The sequence below is a fragment of the Arthrobacter nitrophenolicus genome (genome assembly GCF_045833485.1).
Classification (GTDB): domain Bacteria; phylum Actinomycetota; class Actinomycetes; order Actinomycetales; family Micrococcaceae; genus Arthrobacter; species Arthrobacter nitrophenolicus.
In genome coordinates, this window is record NZ_CP174504.1 from 3,753,944 (window position 1) to 3,778,798 (window position 24,855).

Annotated in this window: 23 protein-coding genes; 10 read left to right on the forward strand and 13 right to left on the reverse strand. The window is 66.3% G+C overall.

Annotation, left to right across the window (positions count from 1 at the left end):
* Nucleotides 1-15 precede the first annotated feature (15 nt).
* A complete protein-coding gene (locus ACJJV6_RS17315) occupies nucleotides 16-942 on the forward strand; it encodes an alpha-E domain-containing protein (RefSeq protein WP_009358288.1) in 927 nt (308 codons plus the stop codon).
* Nucleotides 939-1,790: a transglutaminase family protein gene (locus tag ACJJV6_RS17320; RefSeq protein ID WP_354176887.1), complete on the forward strand. Its 852-nt coding sequence runs from the start codon at nucleotides 939-941 to the stop codon at nucleotides 1,788-1,790. The genes ACJJV6_RS17315 and ACJJV6_RS17320 overlap by 4 nt, the downstream gene beginning before the upstream one ends.
* 43 nt (nucleotides 1,791-1,833) lie before the next feature.
* Here the strand turns inward: ACJJV6_RS17320 and ACJJV6_RS17325 are convergent, their stop codons facing one another.
* From ACJJV6_RS17325 to glgC, 3 genes are all read right to left on the reverse strand, one after another.
* A complete protein-coding gene (locus ACJJV6_RS17325) occupies nucleotides 1,834-2,319 on the reverse strand; it encodes a pyridoxamine 5'-phosphate oxidase family protein (RefSeq protein ID WP_009358289.1) in 486 nt (161 codons plus the stop codon).
* Between the two features lie 15 nt (nucleotides 2,320-2,334).
* Nucleotides 2,335-3,786 (reverse strand): SDR family NAD(P)-dependent oxidoreductase, encoded by a 1,452-nt coding sequence (locus ACJJV6_RS17330; protein ID WP_009358290.1) that lies wholly within the window; start codon nucleotides 3,784-3,786, stop codon nucleotides 2,335-2,337.
* Between the two features lie 84 nt (nucleotides 3,787-3,870).
* Nucleotides 3,871-5,280 (reverse strand): glucose-1-phosphate adenylyltransferase, encoded by a 1,410-nt coding sequence (glgC, locus tag ACJJV6_RS17335; protein WP_009358291.1) that lies wholly within the window; start codon nucleotides 5,278-5,280, stop codon nucleotides 3,871-3,873.
* Nucleotides 5,281-5,381: 101 nt separating this feature from the next.
* Between glgC and glgA the strand changes: the two genes are divergently transcribed.
* Nucleotides 5,382-6,587: a glycogen synthase gene (gene glgA / locus ACJJV6_RS17340; RefSeq protein WP_035752937.1), complete on the forward strand. Its 1,206-nt coding sequence runs from the start codon at nucleotides 5,382-5,384 to the stop codon at nucleotides 6,585-6,587.
* 89 nt (nucleotides 6,588-6,676) lie between these two features.
* On the opposite strand, the gene ACJJV6_RS17345 is transcribed toward glgA, so the two are convergent.
* Nucleotides 6,677-8,785, reverse strand: coding sequence for an acyl-CoA dehydrogenase (locus ACJJV6_RS17345; RefSeq protein ID WP_009358557.1), 2,109 nt, complete (start codon nucleotides 8,783-8,785; stop codon nucleotides 6,677-6,679).
* 1 nt (nucleotide 8,786) lies between these two features.
* A complete protein-coding gene (locus ACJJV6_RS17350; RefSeq protein WP_035753153.1) occupies nucleotides 8,787-9,509 on the reverse strand; it encodes a TetR family transcriptional regulator in 723 nt (240 codons plus the stop codon).
* A 61-nt stretch (nucleotides 9,510-9,570) separates the two neighbouring features.
* Between ACJJV6_RS17350 and ACJJV6_RS17355 the strand changes: the two genes are divergently transcribed.
* From ACJJV6_RS17355 to ACJJV6_RS17365, 3 genes are read left to right on the forward strand one after another with little or no spacing between them, the layout of a single operon-like run.
* Complete coding sequence (locus ACJJV6_RS17355; RefSeq protein ID WP_009358559.1) at nucleotides 9,571-10,932, forward strand: acetyl-CoA C-acetyltransferase; 1,362 nt, start codon at nucleotides 9,571-9,573, stop codon at nucleotides 10,930-10,932.
* 9 nt (nucleotides 10,933-10,941) lie between these two features.
* Nucleotides 10,942-12,282, forward strand: a complete 1,341-nt coding sequence (locus ACJJV6_RS17360; protein WP_009358560.1) for a 3-oxoacyl-ACP reductase — start codon at nucleotides 10,942-10,944, stop codon at nucleotides 12,280-12,282.
* Nucleotides 12,279-13,190 carry a MaoC/PaaZ C-terminal domain-containing protein gene (locus tag ACJJV6_RS17365; RefSeq protein ID WP_009358561.1) on the forward strand — a complete coding sequence of 304 codons (912 nt, stop codon included), beginning with the start codon at nucleotides 12,279-12,281 and terminating at the stop codon, nucleotides 13,188-13,190. The genes ACJJV6_RS17360 and ACJJV6_RS17365 overlap by 4 nt, the downstream gene beginning before the upstream one ends.
* Here ACJJV6_RS17365 and ACJJV6_RS17370 read toward each other — a convergent pair.
* The 5 genes from ACJJV6_RS17370 to ACJJV6_RS17390 form a co-directional block, all read right to left on the reverse strand.
* Nucleotides 13,187-14,305, reverse strand: a complete 1,119-nt coding sequence (locus ACJJV6_RS17370) for an aromatic acid exporter family protein (protein WP_200859165.1) — start codon at nucleotides 14,303-14,305, stop codon at nucleotides 13,187-13,189. The two genes, ACJJV6_RS17365 and ACJJV6_RS17370, sit on opposite strands and share 4 nt — an antisense overlap.
* Before the next feature lie 86 nt (nucleotides 14,306-14,391).
* A complete protein-coding gene (locus ACJJV6_RS17375) occupies nucleotides 14,392-15,504 on the reverse strand; it encodes a serine hydrolase domain-containing protein (protein ID WP_407709462.1) in 1,113 nt (370 codons plus the stop codon).
* Between the two features lie 31 nt (nucleotides 15,505-15,535).
* Nucleotides 15,536-16,627 (reverse strand): glutathione S-transferase C-terminal domain-containing protein, encoded by a 1,092-nt coding sequence (locus ACJJV6_RS17380; protein ID WP_354176882.1) that lies wholly within the window; start codon nucleotides 16,625-16,627, stop codon nucleotides 15,536-15,538.
* A 9-nt stretch (nucleotides 16,628-16,636) separates the two neighbouring features.
* Nucleotides 16,637-17,365 (reverse strand): M50 family metallopeptidase, encoded by a 729-nt coding sequence (locus ACJJV6_RS17385; protein ID WP_009358563.1) that lies wholly within the window; start codon nucleotides 17,363-17,365, stop codon nucleotides 16,637-16,639.
* A 138-nt stretch (nucleotides 17,366-17,503) separates the two neighbouring features.
* Nucleotides 17,504-17,806: a DUF4193 domain-containing protein gene (locus ACJJV6_RS17390; RefSeq protein ID WP_009358564.1), complete on the reverse strand. Its 303-nt coding sequence runs from the start codon at nucleotides 17,804-17,806 to the stop codon at nucleotides 17,504-17,506.
* 210 nt (nucleotides 17,807-18,016) lie between these two features.
* Here ACJJV6_RS17390 and ACJJV6_RS17395 point away from each other — a divergent pair, with 210 nt between their 5' ends.
* The 3 genes from ACJJV6_RS17395 (at nucleotide 18,017) to ACJJV6_RS17405 (ending at nucleotide 21,153) form a co-directional block, all read left to right on the forward strand.
* Entirely contained in the window at nucleotides 18,017-19,162 is a 1,146-nt protein-coding gene (locus tag ACJJV6_RS17395; RefSeq protein WP_035753154.1) for a glycosyltransferase family 9 protein, read from the forward strand.
* Complete coding sequence (locus tag ACJJV6_RS17400) at nucleotides 19,159-20,124, forward strand: glycosyltransferase family 9 protein (RefSeq protein ID WP_009358566.1); 966 nt, start codon at nucleotides 19,159-19,161, stop codon at nucleotides 20,122-20,124. The genes ACJJV6_RS17395 and ACJJV6_RS17400 overlap by 4 nt, the downstream gene beginning before the upstream one ends.
* A 531-nt stretch (nucleotides 20,125-20,655) precedes the next feature.
* Nucleotides 20,656-21,153, forward strand: coding sequence for a DUF805 domain-containing protein (locus ACJJV6_RS17405; RefSeq protein WP_009358568.1), 498 nt, complete (start codon nucleotides 20,656-20,658; stop codon nucleotides 21,151-21,153).
* Nucleotides 21,154-22,302: 1,149 nt separating this feature from the next.
* On the opposite strand, the gene ACJJV6_RS17410 is transcribed toward ACJJV6_RS17405, so the two are convergent.
* Nucleotides 22,303-22,941, reverse strand: a complete 639-nt coding sequence (locus tag ACJJV6_RS17410) for a hypothetical protein (protein WP_354176879.1) — start codon at nucleotides 22,939-22,941, stop codon at nucleotides 22,303-22,305.
* A 146-nt stretch (nucleotides 22,942-23,087) separates the two neighbouring features.
* Here ACJJV6_RS17410 and ACJJV6_RS17415 point away from each other — a divergent pair, with 146 nt between their 5' ends.
* The gene (locus tag ACJJV6_RS17415) at nucleotides 23,088-23,975 is read left to right on the forward strand and encodes a phosphotransferase family protein (RefSeq protein WP_009358571.1); all 888 of its coding nucleotides are present in this window, start codon (nucleotides 23,088-23,090) and stop codon (nucleotides 23,973-23,975) included.
* Nucleotides 23,976-23,985: 10 nt separating this feature from the next.
* On the opposite strand, the gene ACJJV6_RS17420 is transcribed toward ACJJV6_RS17415, so the two are convergent.
* Complete coding sequence (locus tag ACJJV6_RS17420) at nucleotides 23,986-24,219, reverse strand: hypothetical protein (protein WP_009358572.1); 234 nt, start codon at nucleotides 24,217-24,219, stop codon at nucleotides 23,986-23,988.
* The gene (locus ACJJV6_RS17425) at nucleotides 24,216-24,701 is read right to left on the reverse strand and encodes a hypothetical protein (RefSeq protein ID WP_354176876.1); all 486 of its coding nucleotides are present in this window, start codon (nucleotides 24,699-24,701) and stop codon (nucleotides 24,216-24,218) included. The genes ACJJV6_RS17420 and ACJJV6_RS17425 overlap by 4 nt, the downstream gene beginning before the upstream one ends.
* Between the last annotated feature and the right edge of the window lie 154 nt (nucleotides 24,702-24,855).

The following is a 24,855-nucleotide window of genomic DNA, read 5'->3' on the forward strand; positions in this document are numbered from 1 at the left end:
AGGAGGTAGCCGCGAATGCTTAGCCGAATTGCCGAATCCCTGTTCTGGATCGGCCGCTACGTGGAGCGGGCGGACGGCACCGCACGCATCCTGGACGTCCACCTGGAGCGGCTGAACCACCTGCCCATGGAAGAACGCAAGAGCGTGGCCCAGGAACTCCTGGCCGTCATGGGCGCCCGCCCGCAGAACGAGGACTTCGGGCTGCCGGAACTGCTGCACGCCCTTGCCTATGACAAGACCAGTGCCACGTCCATCGCCGGCTCCCTCGGCGCTGCCCGCGAGAACGCACGGCGTGCCCGCGAAACAGTGTCCTCCGGTCTCTGGGAGAGCCTGAACACCACCTATTACGGGCTGAGCCAGCACCGCAAGGACGTGGTGGGCACCTACCGGTTCTGCAACTGGACGCTGGAACGTACAGCCATGGTCAGCGGCCTGGCGGATACCACGGTGAGCCATGACGAGAGCTGGCTGTTCCTGGTGCTGGGCCGCTCCCTGGAACGCGCGGACATGACCGCCCGCATGCTGTCCACCCGGGACGTGCTGTCCGCGGGCATGTCCTGGGTGAACATGCTCCGCTGCGCCGGCGCCTACGAGTCCTTCCTCCGGACCCGCCGGGCGGCCTTCGGCGACCAGCATGCGGCCGAGTTCCTCCTGCTGGACCGGCTGTTCCCGCGCTCCATCGTCTACGCCCTGCGCGACGCCGACGAATGCCTGGCCAAACTCGACCCCTCAGCACAGCGGGTGGGCTTCATCAACGACGCCCGCCGGATCGTGGGCCAGGCCCGCACGTTCCTTGAGTTCCACCGCACCGACGACCTCATGTCCGAGCTGCCGGAACACATGGAGCGCGTGCAGAAGGCAGTGTCGCAGGCATCGGACGCCATTTCCCGTAAGTACTTCAATCAGGCGGATGAACTGGCCTGGGTGGGAGAAGTTTCATGACCCGGCTGAGCATCGCCCACAAGACGGCGTACAAGTACAACAAGCGCGTCACCCTGTCCTACAACGAGGCCAGGATGACGCCGCTGACGGACTCCCAGCAGGTGGTGCTGGAGTCGGTGGTGAAGGTCTCGCCGTCGCAGGCTGCCGTCAGCACCTACCGCGACTACTGGGGCACCCGGGTCACGGCCTTCGACATGCAGATGCCGCATGAGCACCTGGAGGTGGTCTCCAACATCACCGTCGAGGTCCACCGGGCCGAGAAGATCCCGTCCGAGGCGGACATCGTGGGCTGGGACGTCCTGGCGTCGCCGGACACGCTGAACACGTTCAGCGACTGGCTGCCGCAGTCCCGGCTCAGCGGCCCCGGCGAGGAGGTCCTGGGAATCATCCCGGAGGTGGTTGCCGGGAAGAACCCGCACGAGGCCGCCATGGCCATCTTCGCGTGGATGCGCGGCGAGATGACGTACATGTCCGGTTCCACCGGCGTCACCACCAACGCCGAAGAGGCGTGGGGCCAGCGCCAGGGCGTCTGCCAGGACCTGGCCCACCTTGCGATCGGTGCGCTGCGCAGCTGCGGCATTCCGGCCCGCTACGTCTCCGGCTACCTGCACCCGCGCTCTAGCGCCGGCATCGGGGAGACTGTCGCCGGACAGTCCCACGCCTGGCTGGAGTGGTGGGACGGCGAATGGCGGAGCTGGGACCCCACCAACCACAAGCCGGCGGGCGACTTCCACGTCACCGTGGCACGGGGGCGCGACTACCGTGACGTCTCCCCGCTCAAGGGCATCCTGTCCGGCGGCGGCGGTTCAGCCCTGAGCGTGAGCGTGGAGATCACGCAGCTCGCCTGACCAGTCCCGGGTTTGGGCTCCGATTTCCGGGTTTATGGCCGCGTTATTCCGGCGAGGACTTTGCGGCGCTGCTGTGCTGGGTCCACCAGGTCAGGGGATCTGTCACCTTGAACCGGCGTCCGGTCACGCTGTCCGGGGTGACCCGGACGAAGGCATCCTTGTGCCCCGCCTGCCAGGGGAAGAGGTAGAGCCGCGCCGTGTCCAGGACTTCCTCGGTGCCCCTGACCACGGCAGAGGTGCCCTTGAGTACCACGCTCCACGCCATGCCGGTCGAGGGATCCACGCCGTCGGCTTCAAGCGCCACGGGAGAGTCGCCCGAGGCGCCGGACAGCTTGGTGCCTTCGCCGGTACGGAACACTACTGTGCCGCCGTCCACGGTGTAGTTGATGGGGAAGATGTCCGGGCGCCCGTCGACCACGATGGCGAGCCGGCCGACGGATACCGTCCGGAGCATGGCCCAGCATTCATGGTGTTCAAGGTTCTGCACGGCGGACGATGGCTCTTCAGTGGAGGCTGGCTCGGCGTTCATGCCGCGAGCTTACCGCTACCAGGGGCTGGGTTTGTAGTCCTTCAGGAACACGCCGTACTGGTCTTCGCCGTTCTCGCCCATGACGATGGGATCGTAGACGCGGGCGGCGCCGTCCACCAGGTCCAGGGGGGCGTGGAAGCCTTCCTCCATGAGCCGGACCTTGGTGAAGTGGGGGCGTTCGTCGGTGATCCATCCGGTATCGACGGCGGTCATCAGGATCCCGTCCGTCTCCAGCATTTCCTGGGCACTGGTGCGTGTCATCATGTTCAGCGCAGCCTTGGCCATGTTGGTGTGCGGGTGCCCCGGGCCTTTGTAGGCGCGGGAGAACTGGCCTTCCATGGCGGAGACGTTGACAATGTACTTGCGCCGGGCGGTGGACCGTTTCATGGCTTCCCGCAGCCGGCTGACCAGCAGGAACGGCGCGGTGACGTTGCAGAGCTGCACTTCCAGCATTTCCAGCGGGTCCACCTCATCCACCACCTGGGTCCAGCTGTTGATCGTGGCGAGGTCCGGCACCAGCCCGCCGGCATCGATCGCCGTCCCGGACGCGATGCGTTCCAGTGAAGCGGAGCCGGTGGACAGTGCAAGCGATGTGATGGCGTCACCGGCCAGCACGGGATGCTCCGTGACGCTGCCGGCCAGGGCAAGCGGGTGCTTGTCGTGTGCGTGGCCAAAGGTCAGCAGCTCCGGACCGCCGTTGGACCGCTCCAGGGCAGCGGGCAGCGGCTCGTCCTCGGCATCCACCAAAGGCTTGTAGGCGTTGCCGGAGCGGCGGACGGTCTGCGCCGCGTTGTTGATGATGATGTCCAGCGGCCCTGCCTCATTGAGGGAGTCAGTGAGGGCCATGACCTGCGCGGGGTCCCGGAGGTCGATGCCCACGATGCGGAGCCGGTGCAGCCATTCCCCGCTGTCCTCCATGGCGGCGAAGCGGCGCGCGGCGTCCTTGGGGAAGCGCGTGGTGATGGTGGTGTGGGCGCCGTCGCGCAGCAGCCGCAGCGCAATGTACATCCCGATCTTCGCCCGGCCTCCGGTGAGCAGCGCCCGGCGCCCGGTCAGGTCGGTCCGGGCATCGCGCTTGCTGTGGCTGAAGGCAGCGCACTCCGGGCACAGCTGGTGGTAGAAGGCGTCCACCTGCGTGTAGTGCTGTTTGCAGATGTAGCAAGGCCGGGACCGGATGAGATGTCCGGCCACTTTCCCCGTGGCGGAAGGGGCAAGCTTGTTGCCGCGCGTTTCGTCGTCGATCCTGTCCGGCGCGGCGGTTGCCGTCTGGGCAAGGACGGCCCGGTCGGCTTCGGCGATGAGGTCCCGCTTGGTGACCCGGCGGTGCCGCTTGACGGCCTTGAACATCTTCCCGGTGGCGCGGCGCACAGAGATGTAGTCCGGGTGCTCCTCGTCATAGGCGTGGATGGTGTTCAGGACCTTGAGGCAGGCCTGGATTTCCTCAGGGGTCAGGTCGGGGGAGCTCATTAGGCTAATTTTACAGCCCGAAGCGGCAGCTTAAACGCCGCCGGCGGCGCCCCTTGGGGTGCCGCCGGCCACGGAACAGCCAGTCTAGGAGAGCCGGGCGCGGGGACCGGCGTCGGCTGCCGCAGCTGCATGGGTCTGGGCCACCTTGTCCACGGACTCCTGGACATCCGGGTACTGTGCCGCGGCGGCCTTGACCGCGTTGGGGACGAGGTGCAGGTTCCTGGCTGCCAGCTGCCTCTCCTCTTCGCCGGGCTCGGGAACTTTCTGGCCCTTGGCCAGGACGGTGATGCCGGACTCAGTGACCTTGAAGCCGCGCGCCCGGTCCAGGTCGGCGTCGAGTCCGATGGCTGCACCGGCGGGAACCTTGACGTTCTTGTCGATGATGGCCCTGTTGATGACCGCGCCCTCACCCACCTGCACCTTGTCCATCAGGACCGAGTCGATCACGCGGCTGCTCGTTGCCACGTAGACGTCGTTGGACAGGACGGATCCCTCCACCACGCCGCCGGAGATGACCACGCCGCTGGAGACGATGGAGTCGAGCGCCGTGCCCACGGTGTTGTTCTGGCCGCGGACAAACTTGGCGGGCGGGGAGATGCTCTGCCGGGTGTAGATGGGCCATTCGGAGTTGTAGAGGTTGAAGACCGGCAGCGGGGAGATCAGGTCCATGTGCGCGTCGTAGAAGGAGTCGATGGTTCCCACGTCGCGCCAGTAGGTGCGGTCCCGCTCGGTGGATCCCGGAATCTCGTTGAGCGTGAAGTCGTAGACGCCCGCCTCGCCCTGGTTGACGAAGTAGGGGATGATGTCCCCGCCCATGTCGTGCTTGGTGTCCAGCCGTTCGGCGTCGACGTGCAGGGCGTCCACCAGTGCGTCGGCGTCGAAGACGTAGTTGCCCATGGAGGCCAGGAACTGGGTGGGGTCGGCTGCAAGGCCGGGCGTGGAGGCGGGCTTCTCCACGAACGCCGCGATCTTCTGGGGGTCGTTCTGGTCCACCTCGATGACGCCGAACTGGTTGGCCATGTTGAGGGGCTGCCGTACGGCGGCCACCGTCGCCTTGGCGCCACTGTTGACGTGCTGGGCAACCATCTGGGCGAAGTCCATGCGGTATACGTGGTCGGCGCCGACCACCACCACAATGTCCGGGTTGGCGTCGTGGATGAGGTTCAGGGACTGGTAGATGGCGTTGGCGCTGCCCAGGAACCAGCTCTTGCCGACGCGCTGCTGCGCCGGCACCGAGGCAACGTAGTTGCCCAGCTGGGTGGACATCCGCCAGGTCTCGGAGATATGCCGGTCCAGGCTGTGCGACTTGTACTGGGTCAGGACGACGATCTGAAGGTAGCGGGAATTCACCAGGTTGGACAGGGCGAAGTCGATAAGGCGGTAGCTGCCCGCAAAGGGCACCGCCGGTTTCGCGCGGTCTGCCGTCAGTGGCATCAGTCTGTTTCCCTCACCGCCTGCGAGGACAATGGCCAGGACTTTTTTGTTCAACGGCATAGTGGTCGCTCCTGTACGCCTTCGTATCTCCCCAAACAGTCCGGCATGCCCGGACTCCTTCACACTAGAACAGTTATGCGTGAAGGACTACCTTGGGTCTTGTGCGAATAGACATTGTGACTAAAGAGTTCCCGCCGGAGATCTACGGCGGCGCCGGGGTGCATGTGGCCGAATTGAGCAGGGTGCTTAGTAAGCACGTTGACCTGCAGGTTCGTGCTTTTGGGGCTCCCCGCGACGCCGATTACCATGGCGCCCATGTGACGTCCTACTCCGTGCCGGAGGATCTTGGCTCGGCCAACGCCGCCGTCCAGACGCTCGGCGTGGACCTGCGGATCGTTCCGGACGTCGAGGGCGCGGACCTGGTCCATTCGCACACCTGGTACGCCAACATGGCAGGGCACCTGGCCTCGCTGCTGCATGGCATCCCGCACGTCCTGAGCGCCCACAGCCTGGAACCACTGCGTCCGTGGAAGGCCGAACAGCTCGGCGGCGGCTACGCGCTCTCTTCCTGGGTCGAGAAGACCGCCTACGAGGCAGCCGCGGCAATCATCGCCGTGTCCGAGGGCATGCGCCAGGACATCCTGCGCAGCTACCCCAGCGTGGACCCTGAGAAGGTCCGCGTGGTCCACAACGGCATCGACGTTGAACTGTGGAACCGGGACGAGAACGACGACGCCGTCCGCGCCCTGGGCATCGACCCTGCCAAACCGAGCGTCGTGTTTGTGGGCAGGAACACCCGCCAGAAGGGCGTGCCCTACCTCCTCCGGGCCGCAGCGAAGCTGCCCGACGACGTCCAGCTGGTCCTGTGCCTCGGCGCGGCAGACACCCCGGAGCTGGCCGCCGAGACCGCCCGGCTGATCGAGGACCTGCAAAGCCAGCGGACCGGCGTCGTGCTCATTGAACGCATGCTGCCCCGGCACGAACTGATCCAGGTGCTCAGCCACGCCACCGCCTTCGCCTGCCCCTCCATCTACGAGCCGCTCGGCATCGTGAACCTCGAGGCCATGGCCTGCGGCGCTGCCGTCGTAGCCAGCGCCACGGGCGGCATCCCCGAAGTGGTTGAGCACGGCCAGACCGGCCTGCTGGTGGACCTGGAGCAGGTGACGGACGGCACCGGCACGCCGCTGGATCCGGACAAGTTCGTCAGCGAGTTCGCCGCGGCCCTCACCGAAGTCGTGTCGGACCCCGAACGCGCCCGCGCCATGGGCCAGGCGGGCAGGCTCCGTGCCGAGAAGCACTTCTCCTGGGAATCCATCACCGAAACCACGCTTGAGGTGTACCGCTCGGTGCTGCCCGCAGCGCACTGACCCTCCTTCGACAGAACGACGGCGGCGCCGCTTCCCCCGGGGGAAGCGGCGCCGCCGTCGTTTATGCGGTCAGCAGCCGCGGCCCGGGGTCAGCTGTGGCGCCCGGCAGCGGTCCTTGCCAGCAGCACTTTTTCGTCCACGGCTGCCTTGCCGCTCGCCCGCTGGGCCCTGAAATGCGCCCGGGCTTCGTCCTGGCGGATCTTCTCGGCGCCGGTTGCGACTGCTGCCCGGACATGCTCATCGCCGTAGCCGAAGGCATCCACCAGGTCCAGCGCGTGCGGGCGGATCTTCACCAGCAGCCGGTTGATGTATTCGCCCACCGTGCGGCCGCGCTGCATGGAGAGGCGGCCGTTCATGAGGTACCAGGACAGGTTCTTTTCGATCAGGCTGAGGCCGAAGAGGTCCCGCAGCCAGGTCAGCACCGTTTTGGTGCCGGGATCCGTGACGTCGCGCAGCGCCTCGGTGAAGGCCTCCCACTGGAGCAGTTCGGCATGGGCCTGGGCTGCGTCGATCAGTTCGTTCTGGTGCCGGTTGAACAGGGCGGCCCCCTTTTCCTGGGAGAGCCTGTTGCTGCCTTTCAGCGCGGACGCGGCCTCGGCCACCATGGTCTGAACCCGGTCGGTGAGGAGGGCACGCTGGCCTTCCTCGTCACGCAGGGCGATCGCTGCTTTCTGCACCGACCCGGTGTCCGCCATGAACTGGGCCACCTGGCGCAGCCCCGTGCGGTGGATGGCAGTGCCGGTCGCCTGGCCCACCACGTACCGGGCCAGGACGCCGAAGTCCACGCTGCGGAATTCCTTCGCGTAGTCGGCCAGGAGCCGTTTCGCCACCAACTGCAGCAGGACGGTGTTGTCCCCCTCGAAGGTGGCGTAGACGTCCAGGTCTGCCCGGAGCGAGGCGAACCGGTTCTCGATCAGGAAGCCGGCACCGCCGCAGGCTTCGCGGCATTCCTGCAGTGTGTCGAGGGCATGCCAGGTACTGAGCGGCTTGAGTGCCGCGGCGAGGGTTTCCAGGTCCTGGCGGTCCGCGTCGGTGTCGGTGGCGCCGGAGAAGACGTCGTCGAACTTCTGCAGGAGCTGTTCGTGGGCGAAACCGGCGGCGTACGTGGTGGCGAGCCGGGTGAACAGCCGCCGCTGGTGGCGCTGGTAGTCAAGCAGGACTTCTTCATCCGTGTGGCTGGACGCGTTGAACTGGCGGCGCTCGGCGGCGTAGTGGACGGCTGCCTTGAGGGCGACCTTGGAGGCCGCCACAGCCGCCCCGTCCAGGGAGACCCGCCCCTGGACCAGGGTGCCGAGCATGGTGAAGAACCGCCGGCCCGGGCTCGCAATGGGGGACGAGTAGGTGCCGTCGGGGGCCACGTCACCGTAGCGGTTCAGGAGGTTGGTGCGGGGGATCCTGACGTTCGTGAAGTGCAGCCGGCCGTTGTCGATGCCGTTGAGCCCGCCCTTGACGCCGTCATCCTCACCGCCGATGCCTGGAAGGAATTCCTTCGTCCGGGGGTCGCGAAGGTCAACGTAGAAGGCATGGACGCCATGGTTGACGCCCCGGGTGATGAGCTGCGCGAACACCACGGCTCCCAGCCCGTCGATGGCGGCGTTTCCGATGTAGTCCTTCCACGCGGCGCGGAAGGGGGTGTGCACCACAAACTCTTCGGTTTCCGGGTGGTAGGTGGCGGTGGTGGCAATGCTGGCCACATCGGAGCCGTGCCCTGTCTCGGTCATGGCGAAGCAGCCCGGGATTTCCAGGCTCATGATGCCGGGAAGCCATTTGGTGTGGTGCTCCTCGGTGCCCAGGTGCATGACGGCCGAACCGAAGAGGCCCCACTGCACGCCTGCCTTGATCTGCAGGGACGGGTCGGCGACCACCAGTTCCTCAAAGCCGGCGATGTTTCCACCGTGGTCGTCCGAGCCGCCCAGGGCGGACGGGAAGGCACGGTGGACGGCGCTGTTGTCCACCAGGTACTTCAGCTGCCCGGACACCCGGGCGCGGTGGTCGCTGTGCGTCATCCCCTCGATCTTGTGCAGTTCGGGGCGTCCTGCCAGGTCCCTTGACTGCAGCCGGACAGCCGCCCACTTGCCGAGGAGCTGCCGGCCCAGTGCGTCTACGTTGACCGCAGGCTGGGCGTGGTCGGTTACGGGGTGGGCCGTGGTGGCAGGCTTGTGGCCCTTGCCGGCGGGGCGGTCCACTACTTCGGTCATGTCAATATCCTTTGCTGGTGCTGACAGGCGGTTTGGTGGTGCTTGAAGGGGTCAGTTCGGGGGCTATGCCGACGCACAGCCAGGCGGTGATCTGCCGTGCCATGGCTTCCTGGCCCGGCTTTGCGGGGGAGTCGGGCGTGCTCAGCCATTGTTCGCCCGCATTGCGGACCAGGCCGATTGCCGCCTTGGGCCAGTAACCGATGACGGATTCCTTGCCATCGCCCAGATGCGAGCGCATGGGCGTGGCGATCATCTCCGCCACGGCGTCGAAGAAGTGTCCCAGGGCTCCGGAGACAGGGCCTCCCGCGGCATTGTCGGCAGACTCCGCAGCCGCGGAACGGGTAACGAAGGTGTAGACGTTCTGGCTCGTGTCGGCCATCTGCAGGTAGGCCGACACCATGGCCAGCAGCCCTTCCCGGGGCGTCAGGGCACTCTGGGCGGCCTCCCGGATGCGGCGCTGCATCTGGTCGAGCACTACTTCGCCCACGGCCTGCTGCAGTCCGGCCTTGTCTCCGAAGTAGCGGTAGAAGACCGACTTGGATGTTCCGGCAGCGGCAGCGATGTCTTCCATGGAGGCGTCGCTGCCCAGCGCGTGCACCGCACGCCGCGCCTGCTTTATCAGCTGGCGCCGCCGCTCCTCCCGGTGTGTCTGCCAGCGTGCCGATCTGCCGTCAGCACTTGCCCCGGCAGGTGACGCGTCAAGGGAGGAGTCCGAAATATTCACGATACCCAGCGTATCAGGTACGCTGGGTATCGGTAATCGCTTGTGACCAGAGGAGACAGCCATGTCCATTGACGGACAGTCCATCAACGGCCCCGCAACACCAGGCGCCGCAGCCAGTTCCGCCCCTGCCCTCCGCAGGGCTGTCGTTGTGGGAGGCAACAGGATTCCGTTTGCCCGCTCCGGTGCCGCCTACGCCAAGTCCTCCAACCAGGACATGCTGACGGCGGCCCTGGACGGCCTGATCGCACGCTTCGGGCTCCAGGATGAACGGCTCGGTGAAGTGGCAGCCGGCGCGGTCCTGAAGCACTCCAGGGACTTCAACCTCACCCGCGAGGCTGTCCTGGGGTCGGCCCTGTCCCCGGAGACTCCCGCCTATGACCTGCAGCAGGCATGCGCCACTGGACTGGAAACCGTGGTGGGGCTTTCGAACAAGATCAAGCTGGGCCAGATCGACTCGGCAATTGCCGGCGGCGTCGACTCCGCTTCTGACGCGCCCGTGGTGGTAAGCGAGGGACTCCGGGAAGTGATCCTGGACCTCAACCGAGCCAAGACCCTTCCGCAGCGGCTCCAGATCCTCAGCCGCCTTCGGCCCAAGGACCTGGCCCCGCTGGCACCGGGAACCGCTGAACCGCGGACGGGGCTTTCCATGGGGGAACACCAGGCGCTTACCACGGCGCAGTGGAAGATCTCCCGTGAGGCGCAGGACGAGGTGGCCCTGAACAGCCACCGGAACCTTGCCGCGGCCTACGATTCCGGATTCTTCGACGACCTCGTCACGCCCTACCGCGGGCTGACGCGGGATGGCAACCTTCGGGCTGACACCTCCATGGAAAAGCTCGCGTCCCTGAAGCCGGTCTTCGGCAGGAGCCTGGGCGCCGACGCGACCATGACCGCCGGCAACTCCACCCCGTTGACGGACGGCGCCTCCACAGTCCTGCTGGCCTCGGACGAGTGGGCCGACGCCCGCGACCTTCCCAAGCTCGCAGCTGTGGTGGACGCCGAGGCCGCTGCGGTGGACTTTGTGCATGGCAAGGACGGGCTGCTGATGGCGCCGGTCTTCGCCGTGCCCCGGCTGCTGGCCCGGCACAACCTCACCCTGGCGGACATCGACTACTTCGAGATCCATGAAGCCTTTGCAGCGACGGTTCTCAGCACGCTTGCCGCCTGGGAGGACGAGGAATTCGGCCGGACCCGGCTCGGCCTGGACGGGGCATACGGCAAGATCGACCGGGCACGCCTCAATGTCAACGGATCGTCGCTGGCGGCCGGACACCCGTTCGCCGCTACCGGCGGCAGGATCGTAGCCTCGCTCGCCAAACTGCTCCACGAAAAGGGCAGCGTTGACGGACGTCCGGCCCGGGGCCTGGTTTCTGTTTGCGCGGCCGGCGGTCAGGGCGTCGTCGCTCTCCTCGAATCGCTGTAGGGGGACCGGATGACGGACAAGTACGCCCAGCTGGTGAACCAGGGGCTCGGTAAGAATGTGGCCAAAAAGCTGGGTCTGCCGCAGCCGGCAGTCCTGCGCAGGTACGAACCCGGGCAGCCGCTGGTTACCGGACCTGTTGTGGTCCTGGGTGAAACGGCAGCAGCAGACAAACTGGCCGCAGAGCTCTTGTCATGGGACCTCGATGTCCGGCGGCATGCGGTGCCGCGGGAAAAGCTCGGCGCCATCATTCTGGTTCTGGACGAGGTGGCGCACCCCCGGGATCTTGAGAAACCGGTTCTTGCCGCAGCGGGCTCCCTCCGGGACCTCGGACCCTGCGCCCGCGTGGTGACCGTTTCACGGCCGTCCGGGGAAACAGACACACCGGCGGCGGCCGCTGCCCGGCAGGGCGTGGACGGGTTCCTCCGCTCCCTGGCGAAGGAACTCCGTGCAGGTGCAACCGGGAACGGTATCCTCCTGGACGGGGGAGTGGAGGCAGCAAGTCCTTCGGTCCTGGCTGCGCTGCGGTTCTTCCTCTCTGGCCGTTCGGCCTACGTGGATGGACAGTTCCTGACCGTTTCCAGCGCGGCCGGAAGCCTGCCCGACGACGTCGAGCGGCCCCTGGCAGGCAAGGTGGCCGTGGTGACGGGGGCAGCCCGGGGAATCGGCGCCCAGATCGCGCGTACCCTGCACCGCGACGGCGCCACGCTGGTGCTTGTGGACCTGCCCGCGGCAGGAGACCATTTGGCTGCTGTGGCCAACGCGGTGAAGGGGACTGCCCTTCAGCTCGACATCACCCGGGAAGACGCCGGCCAACGGATCCTGGAACATGCCGTGCAACGGCACGGGCGGCTGGACATCATGGTCCATAACGCAGGCATCACGCGGGACAAGCTGCTGGCCAACATGGACCACGGACGCTGGAGCTCGGTGATCAACATCAACATCTCCGCCCAGCTGCGGATCAACGAGGCCCTGCTCGCTTCCGAACACTTCGGGCCGGCGCCACGAATTGTCTCTGTTGCCTCCACCAGCGGCATAGCCGGCAACCGGGGGCAAACCAACTACGCCGCGTCAAAGGGTGGAGTGATGGGGATGGTCCGCGCAACGTCATCCTTGGTGGCGGCTGCCGGAGGCACCATCAACGCCGTCGCGCCGGGGTTCATCGAAACCGAAATGACCGAGCGGATTCCGTTCGCCCTGCGGGAAGTCGCCCGCCGGGCCAACTCCCTGCAGCAGGGCGGCAAGCCGGCCGACGTCGCCGAAACCATAGCGTTCCTTGCCAGCGATGCCGCCGGGGGCATCAACGGCGAGGTACTGCGGGTCTGCGGGCAGAACATGGTGGGGGCATGACGCCCGCCCAGCCGGTCATCCTCGGCGACATGCCCTCGCTGTCCAAGCTCTACGTCAACGCGGCCGCCCAGGCGGCCAGGCGCCGGCTGCTGGGGACCCACGACCAGGCAGACCTGCCGTCCGAGACCCACGAGGTTCGCGGTGTGACCGTGGACGTGGCCAACCTGACCGCCTACCAGCACCTGCTGGGCGAGACAGCCAGCGACGTCCTGCCCGCCGGGTTCATCCACGCCCTGTCCTTCCCCGTGGCCATGAGCGTGATGAACCGGGATGACTTCCCGCTGCCCCTGCTCGGCATGATCCACCTGCGCAACCGGGTGGAACAGCGCTCGCCCGTCCTGTTCACCGACGCCCTGGACATCACGGCCCGGGTGGAGAACCTCCGGGGCCACCGCGCAGGTACGCAGGTGGACGTCATCGCGGAGGTGCGCCTCGCAGGGAAAGATGACATCTCCTGGCATGGAACCTCCACTTACCTGGCCAAAGGGGTGTTCCTGCCCGGCATCGATAAGCCCTCGGCGGCACCGCCAAAGGGCGACTTCAAGGCCCCGGATCCGACGGCGCTGTGGCAACTGGGCGTGGACGCGGGACGGGCCTACGCCGCCGTGTCCGGCGACTTCAACCCGATCCACCTCAGCGTGCTGTCAGCGAAAGCCCTGGGCATGCGGCGTTCCATCGCCCATGGCATGTACCTCGCGTCGCGGGCGCTCGCCGACGTCGGTTCAGTGCGCGGTGATGCCTTCATCTGGGACGTCGATTTCGACGCTCCGGTTTTCCTTCCCAGCCGGGTGGCGCTGGAGATCGGAAGCGAGCAGGACGAATCGGGGGCCTGGCGGCGGTCGGGCTTTGTCGCCTGGAACCCCCGGTCCGGCCGGCGCCACTTCAGCGGTTCCGTCACCGCGCTTTAATCGGCCGGGCGGACCGCCCGCAGGATGCGGTGGAGGCTCAGCAGGATCGATTCCGACGCGGGTACGGCATCGCCCGTTGGTTCCCGGGAGGCGGTGGCAGCCATGCAGGCTTCCACCGCTTCCCGGGCCGCCCGGAACCGCTCTCGCTGCGTCGGTTCGTCGCTGTCGCTGAAGGAGCGCAGCAGCTCACCGGTCGCCGTCATGGCATCAGCCAGCGGTTCGCTGTCCTGCACCGGGACGGCGTAGGGCGCGTCGCTGACCCAGATCACGTCCGACAGCACATCGGTCATGTCCTGGATATGGAACGTCACGCGTTCGAGCTCGCGCAGGTTCCGGTAGTCGAGGTCAACGTCCCTCGGGTGGAGCTTCCGGCGGGGGTTCGCGCGGCGGCTTGCGTCCGCTTCCTTCACCAGGTGCCGAACGGAACGCGCAGCCTCAGCGAGTTCGTCGGACCGTTTGGACCAGGCTTCGTGCTCCGGAGGCCATTCCTCCTTCAACGCCTTCCCCATGTCGGTCAGTTGCTGGCCGAGGGCGCGCCGGAGGTCGTCCAGGCTGGCCGCTGCTGCCTTCAGGTGCAGCGGTGGCCACAGCAGGAAGTTCACGGCGATGCCTACCGCAACGCCCACGCCCATTTGCAGGAGGTAGCCGAACGAAAAGTCGTCCGGATTGCTGCCGCCCACCAGCAGGACAAGCAGGGCCGCCGTCGGAATCCAGTCGCTTCCGGAGCCGATGCGCGGCAGTCCGCCGAGCAGGACGCCGATGCCCATGAACACCGCCACGGTCAGCGGGGAAGGATCGGTGACGCTGACCAGGACAACGGCAAGCCCGATGCCCAGGGCGAGGCCGGTGAGGGCCTGAAGCCCCTGCTTCACGGAGCCGGCAACGTTGTGGTACATCGCCACCAAGGCACCCAGGGGTGCGTAGTACGGATAGTTGGCCGCGGCACCGGGCATGTGGGGTGCGATGAGGAATGCCACTCCTGCGGCTACGGCCGCTTTCGCTGCCAGCTGGAGCCGCTGGGCGGCGAATGCCTCCGACAGTTCTGCCAGGGCATTCTTCAGGAGGCGGGTTCCCCTGGCCCACCGGGCTTGCTGCCGTACTTGAGTGTTAGCCATCCGGTCCACAGTATGGCGCTTTGCGTGGGCGTCCAAAGCTGCTGGTCAGGGCCCCGGAGCAGCGGCCGAAACGGCTGCAGGAGCGGCTACCGGGAGAGGGCCGCCGCCGAACGGCGCACCTCGGAGGCAAGCCGATGGGCTCTGCCTGGCGTACGTCCGTCCTCTTGACGGCGGGGGATGTAGCCGAAGGCCAGGGAGTAGGCGGGGTCGGCGAAACCTAGTGCCGCGTTGGCCCCTTCATGGCCGAACGCGTGGTGGCTGCCGAAGTTCCTCGAGGGATGCGGCTTCATAAAGACGACGGCGAACGCGTTGTCCAGCCCTGAGGACCGATCAAGCCCCCACACCTGTTCCGCGGCCATCAGGTCAATTGTTCCGGGTGTGAGGAACGGCGGTTCGCCCTCGGCGCCGGTGGTGGCGGCAGCGTACAGCCTGGCGAGGCCTTCGGCCGATCCGACGCCGCCGGCTGCTGACATTCCTGCCGCGCGGACACTGCGGATGTTGGGAAGCTCCATAATGGTGCTGACCGGAGCGTTGCTGTTCAGGCCGTCCAGGCTGAGTGGATCGAGCCAGGGTTGCCCGGCCGGGTCCTGGTAGAGGACGTCACGGTAGCGCGGTTCCAGGTCTGCCGGCAGGCCCAGGAAGAAGTCGACGTTCTCCGGCTTGCGGATCCGGCGCTCATAGAGGCTTTGCAGCGATTCGCCCGCCGCGCGCCGGCAGAGCTCCTCCATGAGGATCCCGATGGTCAGGGCGTGGTAGCCGAACTGGCGTCCCGGCTGCCACGTGGGTTTGGCCGCGGCCAGCCGCTCGGCGGCAGCAGGGGTGGTGAATTCATCAAGGCCGAAGCCGCCCTCAAGGCCCAGCAGCCCCGCCTGGTGGGACAGGGCCTCGCGGACCAGCAGCCGGTCCTTTCCATGGGCGCCGAACTCCGGCCAGTAGCTGGCCACGGTGCCGTCCAGATTAAGGAGCCCGTCCTGGACCAGCAGGGCCACCACCATCGCTGCCACGCCTTTGGAACAGGAGTATGCGCCGGTGAGGGTGTCCGGGCTCATGTCCGGGCCACCGGTAAGGTCCACAACGCGCGTCCCGTGATGATAGGCCGCTACCTGGGCGCTGTAGCCGGAATCCTCGACGAGGAAGGACTCAAACAGTTCCAGGACATTGTCAAAACCGGGCGCTGCGAAACCGTGGGATGTCTGCACCCGGACAGTTTATCCAGAAAACGCTTTCCTTCTAGTGACCGGCTCCGTGTCCTGCTGCTACTTCCTCGCCCTTCCTGACCGGGCCCGGGGGAGTCCCGTCCCCGAAAGGCCGGCCGCCCAGTGCCTCGCGGCCGTGCTCTTCGAGCCATCCGCCAAGGTCGGGGCCGGCGGGGACGATCCCGGTGGGGTTGATGTCTTCATGGACGATGTAATAGTGCTGCTTGATCTGCACGAAGTCGGTGGTGTCCCCGAAACCGGGCGTCTGGAAAAGATCCCTTGCGTAGGCCCAGAGGGCGGGCATTTCGGTGAGCTTCTGGCGGTTGCATTTGAAGTGGCCGTGATAGACGGCGTCGAAGCGCGCCAGCGTGGTGAAAAGCCGGACGTCTGCTTCCGTGATGGTGTCTCCCACCAGGTAGCGCTGGCGGGATAACCGGTCCTCCAGCCAGTCCAGGGCCGCCCACAAACGCTCGTAGGCTGAGTCGTACGCCTCCTGGGACCCGGCAAAGCCACACCGGTACACCCCGTTGTTAACCTCGGTAAACACCCTCCTGTTGACCTGGTCGATCTCTTCGCGCAAATGTTCCGGGTACAGCTTTGGCGCGCCGGGCCGGTGGAATTGGGTCCATTCCGTCGATAAGTCAAGGGTGATCTGCGGGAAATTGTTGGTGACGACTTCTCCGGTCGCGACGTCGACGATGGCGGGGACGGTAATGCCGCGGGGATATCCCGGGAACCGCTTGAAATATGCCTCCTGCAGCCGTTCGATCCCCAGGACCGGATCCACGCCGCCCGGGTCGAGGTCGAACGTCCAGGAGCGCGCGTCGTGGGTGGGCCCGGGCTGCCCCAGGGAAATGGCGTCCTCCAGGCCCAGGAGCCTCCGGACGATGACCGTCCTGTTGGCCCAGGGACAGGCCCGGGCTGCGATGAGGCGGTACCGCCCTGCTTCCACCGGCCAGCCCGGCTCGCCGTTGTCGCCCGGCCTGGCATCGCGGGTGATGCGGTCCTCGATGTAGTTGGTGTCCCTGGTGAATTCGGCACCGCCGGTTACGTAAGCGCCGCGGGTGCTGTGGTCCGCCGTCGCGCCGCTGGCGGCCTGCTGGATGCTGTCCGTTTCCTGGCTCATGGCATTAGCCTAAGCGCCCCGGCCAAGGATCAGGGAGATCGGCTGCCAGGCAGCCACCCAGGAACCTGCAACGAGAACGGCAAACAGGAAGATCCATACACCGGACGGCACGGCCGTGGCGCGGTACAGGAGGTAGGCGTCGGACGTCGCCAGCCGGTCCCTGCGGCGGAGGTGGACGTTTGCCAGCTTGAAAAGGTCCCTGACGGCTGCCACCAGCATCGCCAGGCCCAGGACAACGGCGACATGGCCCACGAAAGCATGGGGCACGAGCAGGATGAGGGCGAGGGCACAAGCAATGGCAACGGCGGTGACAAGGAATCCTGCCAGGTTCCGGAGGAAGAGCATGGATGCGACCAGCACAAGGATGCTGGCCGCGATCGCTGCAGGTCCCCAGCCGCTGAAACCGGCAGTCACGAATCCCGCGCCGACGACTGCGGGGACGGGGTAACCCCAGAAACACGACCAGGCCGCGGCGGCCCTGCTCCGGCTGTACGTGGTGGTGGTTCCCGAATGGTCGAGCCGCAGCCTGATGCCGGACAGCCGCTGCCCGCTGGTGACCGCGGCAAGGGCGTGCCCCAGCTCATGGACCGCGGTTGCCAGCAGTCCGAAGTACCGCCAGGAGCGGCGGGGAATGGAGAGCGCCGTTGCCACGAGGAGCACCAGCAGGAGCTCCTGGAAGGTAATGGCCGGAACCTCCGTACGGCGGAGCGATTCGACCAGGGTTTGCCACAGATCCATAGCCGCCCACAGTACTAGCGGCTGCTGGACGCTGCCTTGGAACCGCCTTAAACGCGGAAAGGCACGCTGCCGGGCAGCGTGCCATTCAAGCTGGCGGAGCCGCGGACTTATCCGCAGCGCCGCGTCAGGCCTGTTTTCCTAGCCCTCGCACTCGGTGCAGTAGCTGTGCCCGTCCTTCTGGCGGGCAATCTGCGACCGGTGGCGGACAAGGAAGCAGGAGTAGCAGGTGAACTCGTCGTCAGCCTGCGGAATGACCTGTACCACGAGCTCCTCGGCGACGAATTCGCCACCGGGGACGCCGGCGCCGTCGAGCCCGTCAGCTTCATCCAGCTCAAGGACAACGCTGCGCGCGTCGGGAGCATTTGCTGACTGGAGCTGCTCGAGGGAGTTGTCCTGCGATTCCTTGACGTCGGAACGCAGTTCATCGTAATCGGTTGCCACTTTGGGTGCTTCTCTTTTCTTTGGTTCGCCTGTCGCGTATGAAACGTACAGCATCGGACGGCTATTCCCCAATAGGCGGAGTATATTTGCGCCCGCCTGGGTACGGGTTCAGGGGAGGCGGCCATCACACCTGGCGGGTGGCATGGCCGCGCAGGCAGCGGAGGGGCCGCGGCAAGCGGCGCGATCTCCGCCCGGATCGAAGGGGCGTATGTGGAGCAGCTCACTGCAGAGTTCGGTGGTGCCGGGCAGGTTGGCACAGGAGTCGGCCCGGTGCTGGAAAAGTTCGATTCTGTGTCCAGGATCGCCGTGTTGCGGGGCGGCGGCCTGGGCGACCTGATCTTCGCCATTCCTGCCATGGCCGCCCTGAAGGCGGCCTATCCGGACGCCACCTTGACCCTTTTGGGGTCGCCAATCCACAAGTCGCTGCTCGCGGCTGTGAAGGGCCCGGTGGACGAGGTCTGCATACTTCCGTTTGCAGAGGGGGTCCGTCCCGGTGATGAAGACCCGGAAGCACTGGAAGCTTTTTTTGCGGACATGCGGTCCCGGAACTTCGACCTCGCCGTCCAGGTGCACGGCGGCGGCAGATATTCGAACCCTTTCCTGCTCCGGCTCGGTGCGCGCCACACGGTGGGCACCCGGACGCCTGACGCCGCCAGCCTGGAACGGACCGTTCCATACCTTTATTACCAGCACGAACCCCTGCGGGCGGTGGAGGTCGCGGGATTCGCCGGGGCGTTCCCGCTTGACCTTGAGGCCCGCCTCGAGCCGCTTACAAAGTTCCGCGGTGCATGTGACGGAACAGATGACGACGGCGGCCAGCCCCTCGTGGTGATCCATCCCGGCGCAACAGATCCCCGCCGTCGTTGGCCGGTTGGGCAATTTGCTGAACTTGCCGCTGCCTGCGGGGCCGACGGCTGCCGGGTGGTGCTCGTCGGGGACAAGAGCGAGCAGGAGCTGGCAGAGCGGATTGCGGAACAGGCTGCATCGGCAGCCGTCACCTCGGTGGCCGGGGCACTGGACATGGCCGAATTGGTATCCCTGCTGGCGGAGGCCGCTGTGGTGGTCGGAAATGACAGCGGCCCGCGCCATCTTGCCCAGGCCCTCGGCGTGCCCACGGTGGGGATCTTCTGGGCGGGGAACATCATTAATGCAGGAGCGCTGGGCAGAAGCCTTCACCGGATTCACGCGTCCTGGGTGACTACGTGCCCCAGCTGTGGCATCGATGTCACGCAGGTGGGCTGGACCGCACCGCGCTGCGTGCACAACGACTCCATCGTTGCAGGCGTCCCGGTGCGCGATGTGTACGAGGATGTGCGGAGCCTGATGGCAACCGCAGCAGTGAGGCAGGGCGCATGAGCGGCGTGCGGCACCTTGAACGCGGCAGTGACGTCATCGATGGAAAACCGGAGCTCCTGGTCCTGCGTGCCCTTAAGCTGGGCGACCTCCTGGTTGCAGTCCCTGCGCTGAAGGCGCTCCGGCGGGCGTTCCCGGAGCACAGGCTCCGGTATGCCGCCCAGGGGTGGCTTTCGGAAGCCTTGGGATTGGTGGGCGGTTATGAACTCCTGCCCACCCACGGTCTTGACGAGCCGCTGGCCATGGAAGCGGGAGTGGTGGATGTAGCCGTCAACCTGCACGGAAGCGGCCCGGAGAGCCAGGGGCGGATCGATGCTTTGAAGGCCCGGCGGACCATAGGACATCGAGGCCCGGACCGGGATGGACCGCCGTGGCGCGCGGAACTGCACGAACGGGAACGCTGGGTCCGGCTCCTGGAGTGGCATGGCATTGACGCGGACCCGCTGGATGTAGGACTGCACCTGCCGCACGTCCCCAGCCCGGTTCCCGGTGCCACAGTCCTGCACGTCGGGGCAGCCTACGGCAGCCGGCTGTGGCCGGCCGACAGGTTCGCTGCAGTTGCCGCCAACCTTGTGGAAGCGGGACACAATGTCGTTTTTACGGGGGGCAGCGGGGAGAAGGACAGGGCGGTGGACGTGTGCCGCCGGGCCGGCCTTCCGCCCGGGGCCGTCCTGGCTGGCGGGCTGTCGCTGGGGGAATTCGCGGCCACGATCGCCGCGGCACGCCTGGTGATCTCCGCGGATACCGGGGCCGCGCACCTGGCTTCGGCGTACGGGACGCCGTCGGTGGTGTTGTTCGGGCCTGCGCCTCCTGAACTCTGGGGCCCTCCGCCGGGGCCGCACATCGTCCTGACAAAGGCCGATCTTCGGCGGGGTGACACGTTCTCGGCAGAGCCGGACCCTGCTTTGCTGGCGGTTAAAGTCCCGGACGTTCTGGCTGCCGTGCGGCAATTGGGCTTGTTCTAGGGCGTGACGGCTCGAGCGGCAGGAAGGCTCATAAATTCTCGGGACTGCCCCGCCGGCGGGAGCCCGGCAGCCTAAAATTAAGCATGGGCACTGAGATGGAAATTGCCTTGGTGTTTTTGGCAGCGTTGCTGTGGGTCACGGTGACGCTCAGCATCCTTTCGGCCATTGACCGTCCGGAACGCAAGGCGCGCCGGCAGCAGAAGCGCGCGGAGCGCTCAGGGCACCGCCGCGTTCAGTACCGTCCGGCAGTATCCGGTCCGGAGCCGGGGAAACAGGGCAGGCAGCCGCGGAGGTTGAGGCCGCATTAGTGCAGCGGGTACCGGTGGTGCGGCTGCCCCAGCATCAGCGAGCACCGCAGGGCGAGCAGTTCCTGCCCCACCCGGGTAACAACGTCGGGGCCGAAGGCACGGGTACATCCAGCGGCGGAGCCCGGCAAATTTTCGGTTAAGTTTGTCCATCGAAAGGACTTTTGCTGCGGAGTGGTCCTAGGATGGGCTGGTCTCGTCACTCGAAAAGTTCCGGGGGGAATCCATGAGCTATCCGCAATATCCGAGCCAGCAGCAACAGTCCTACCAGCCGGCCACGGCCGGCGAACCGCCGCTGTGGGCGCCCTACTACGGGGCCACCCTGCCAGTCGCCGTCCAACGCTTCTTCAAGAAGTACGCCACCTTCTCCGGCCGGGCCAGCCGGAGCGAATACTGGTGGTGGGCGCTTGTTGCCTTTGCGGTAGGCGTCGTCCTCAACATCATCACTTCCGTGGCCGGCACTGCTGGGTCAACGGTCACCGCTGACGGCACACCGGTCCCCGGCCCCGGAGCGCTGGTCGGCAGCATCCTTTTGATCATATGGGGGCTGGCCGTCATTGTTCCGTCCTTCGCCCTGCTGGTCCGTCGCCTGCATGACGCGAACCTCAGCGGCTGGCTTGCCCTGCTGATCCTGGTACCTTTTCTCGGCGCACTGGCCCTGATCGTTATGGCAATCCTGCCATCCAACCCTGCCGGGCAGCGCTTCGACCGGCCACTTGGCTAGCAGCCGCTCGCCTGAGCAGCAAGAAGCCCGCTTCCTTGGAGGCGGGCTTTTTGCTGCCGGCAAGCAGCTGGAACCGCAACACGTAGGCGGAGCCGATTGCCTGGGTGCGCCTAAGGCGTTCGGAGGAGTTATCCCCGGACTCTTTTCAGGCGCAGCCTGTGCTGGCGACGCGGGGGAATCCGCGTCGCCGGTGGACGGTCGCGCCGCCAGGGCCGGTAGTGCAAACTCCCGCTGTCAGCAGGCGGGGGAGCGGTGGCCACGACCGTCGACCCTTTCCGGCGGCGCCGCAGCCTCAGTATCACGAAAACCGTCATGCCCATCCAAGCCACGGCGGCTCCGATAATCAGGGCCACGCCGGTGATCGTATCCATGGCTCAGTGTAGGAGCAGGGGTGCCGCTGAAAGCTGTTCCGAATCCAAGGGCTACGGACACGTGATGACAGCTTGGCGGGCGTTATCCGATCATGATTTTCGCGCTCCCACGGGTCCCCGATACCGGTCCGAGTCCAAGCGCCTCAACCGGCCGCGATCACACGGACGCCGCCCACGGCCCCTGTCCATGGCGTATCTCCCGGGCCCGGCAGTACCAGATAAGCAAACACGTACCCCTGCTCAAGAGCCACAACTTCCGAGGTGGTCCCGGTGCAATCCAGAGCGAGTTCCATAGGCCGGAAAGGGGCCCCGGGATGCTCCTGGCCAACCGAGACCTTCGCCCCGATGGCTCCAACGCAGGCTGCCGTGACGGTGTACAGCCCGGAGGCAGGCACACCAGCCGTCCCGCCGAAGCCCCTGACGGGTCCGTCCAGTGGGCCTACTTCAAAGAGGATGGACGGACCGGGCGACGCCCTTAAGAGCCGGTACAGTTCAGCATAATTCTTTGCTTCCTGCTCCCGGATCTGCGGATCGCTGTAGGGCTGGAGGGTCCCTGTGTGAGACGGGCGGCCGACTGTCGGCGTGGGCGGCGCGGGAGCAGTCGTTGACTGCAGGGGTTCGGAGTAGTCATAAACGCAGCCCGAGGCGCCGCAAAGCAAGCCCAGCAGGCACACCGCAAGCGCAGTTCCATGCCGACTGTTCTTCCTTCCCACGCTTCCAATGGTGGGCACGTCCGTTGTTCAAAACAACGGATGCCCTTCCCAACCTCCCATGCAAGTCAGGCAAGCCCGGCCTCGGGCCAGAACTGCCGGGCGCCTGCGGCGGCATCCCGCAGCCGGCCGCCGTCGAGCACCAGTGAGGTCTCCTCCAGTCCAAAGTCGAGCCACTGGACCAGCAGGCGAAGCCCTTCGGCTGGCGGAAGCGGCCAGAGCCAAAGCAGGCCTGATCCGGCGAACTCATCATCGGCGCCGCTGCCTCCGCTGTTGTTGAGAACGAGGGTCGGCGGCTCAGGCTGCTGGCCGCCGGTTTCCATCAGGCCGTGCGGACCCTGGTTGCCGGTACTTGCCTTTGCCCCGTCCGGAAACTGCACACCGAACAGCAGGCCCGTCGCCAGTCTCTTGCCCCGGCGGATGCCCATGCCTAGCTGAAAGAACAGATGCGGCAGGTCGGCCCAGTCCTCGTCGGTCTGTACACCCCGGCGGATGAGCCAGGACAGGTTGAAGGAGCAGCCGGTGGAATACACGTCCGCACTTTTGACAGCCACCACCATGGTGGGACTCCGATGCAGGAACTGGCCGATGTGGACTACGGAAGGCAGCTCGTATGCCGGTGCGGCTGCCCAGGGCGGCGGGACGTATCTTGTCGCCTTTGGCTGGGGCGGCAACGGAGGCACGGGGAAATCTTTGAAGAGGGTCAAGGCTATCCTTCGGTGCGCTGGCTGCGACCGACCAGCGGAACGACGGCACCGCTGCCATGGATCCCCCAATCCGTCCTTACCCGGACCCGTCTAGCCCTGCTTCTGCCACAGGCCCCGTGCCGTTTGCTGCTGGTAGGCTCCGGCACATGGCGCGTTGGGATGCTGGGCGGTTGTCGCAGCAGCAGGCAGAATTGGTCAGCTCCCTGTTCGGCGCGCCCGAGCTCATCGCTGATCTGTCGTGGGGCCAGATGGACACCAAAGTCCTGCACGTTCGTGACGGCGGCACGCATGTCATCGTCAAAGCTGCCGGACCGGAGAATCATCACATTGGCCGGGAAATCACTGCCCACTCCTCTTGGACTCGACCCCTGGTGAGCCAGGGCCGGGCGGCGCGGCTGATGTACTCCAGGCGGGAGTTGAACCTTCTGGTTTTCGATTACCTGGACGGGACTCTGGTTGAGGACACCCGCCTTGAACTGGACGAGGATACGCACGCACAGGCCGGCAAAATCCTGAAGACACTCCATAGCCAGGAACTGCGGGTTGACGACGAATATGAGGCGGCGGCTACGGCGAAGGCGTTGAGTTGGCTGGACCGGGAACACCGTATTGATCAGGAGGTCGAGGGCGAAGTCCGGCGGCGCCTGGCGGAATATCGGCCACGCCCCAGGGAAGTGGTGCCGACGCATGGGGACTGGCAGCCCCGGAACTGGCTCAGCGATGGAACGGCGGTCAGGGCAATAGACTTCGGCCGCTTCGGTTTCCGTCCTGCAGCCACGGACTTTTGCAGGTTGGCGGTTCAGCAGTGGCAACAACGGCCGGGCCTCGAAGCAGCTTTCCTGGCCGGATACGGTGACGACACCCGGAACAAGGATGTCTGGCGGATCGACCTGCTCCGTGAAGCTGTAGGTACAGCTGTTTGGGCATACCTCATCGGCGACGAACGCTTTGAGTCCCAAGGACACCGGATGTTGCATCAGGCACTACAAGAAGAGCCAGCCCCCGTTCGCGGTGGAGCTGGCTCTTCCGTGTGAAAAGTTCGTGTCAGGACGCCTGCGGTTCTTCCCGCGCGAGTTCCTTGATCCACTCCGGGGTGGTCCGCCCGAGCCGGCGGTCAGTCACCAGCCTCAACTGGGCAGCTGCAATCTGCACACCGCGGTCATAGGAGGCGGGCCGGTGGGAGAGTTTCGGAGAGCCAGCGGCATGCTTCGGTTCCTTCGCCGCAGCGCCACTTGAGTCGTGGTCGCGGTCTGATTCCGGGGCGGTCATCATGCTCATCGCCTCCTCACCTCATCCTTGGTTGTTGATTCATTGTCGCCCGGTTCCGGCCCCTCGTCCACTCTGCCCGGACGTGCCTGCTGACCCAATTCTGTCCGGGTTTGCTCGGCTACTTCCAGCGGGTCCACCCACGCGGACGTGATGATCTGCAGTTCCTCCGGCCCGGCCAGGGTGCTCTCGGCGAGAACCGACATCACCCGAAGCCCCAGCTTTGCCCGGTCGGGCTCGTCGGACATCGAACTGTCGATCGCCCACTGGGTGCGCTTCCACCATTCGGCCCGGTTGTCAGCCTCCCGTTTCTGCGCGAGGGACTTCTCATCGGCGGTGGTCCGCTGCCGGAGGGTGTTCCACCCGATGAAAGCGGCAAGCAGGGCACCAAGGAGCACGGCCAACGGACCCAGGGCGGCAAGAATCTGCCACCACTCGGCCGGGCCGGTGTCCACAATGACTTGGACGGGGCTGGGGGAGGGCGTCGGATCCACTGGACCAGCTTAGGTGTGGCATGGGCGGATCCCGGTGTTCCAGCGCCCGCGCCGCGGTCAGTCGCCCGTCGCTTCCCGACCCGGGCGGCCAGTGCCCTCCGCGGACCGGCGATTCGCATTGTCAGATTCAACACACCCGATAGAACGAAGAGCC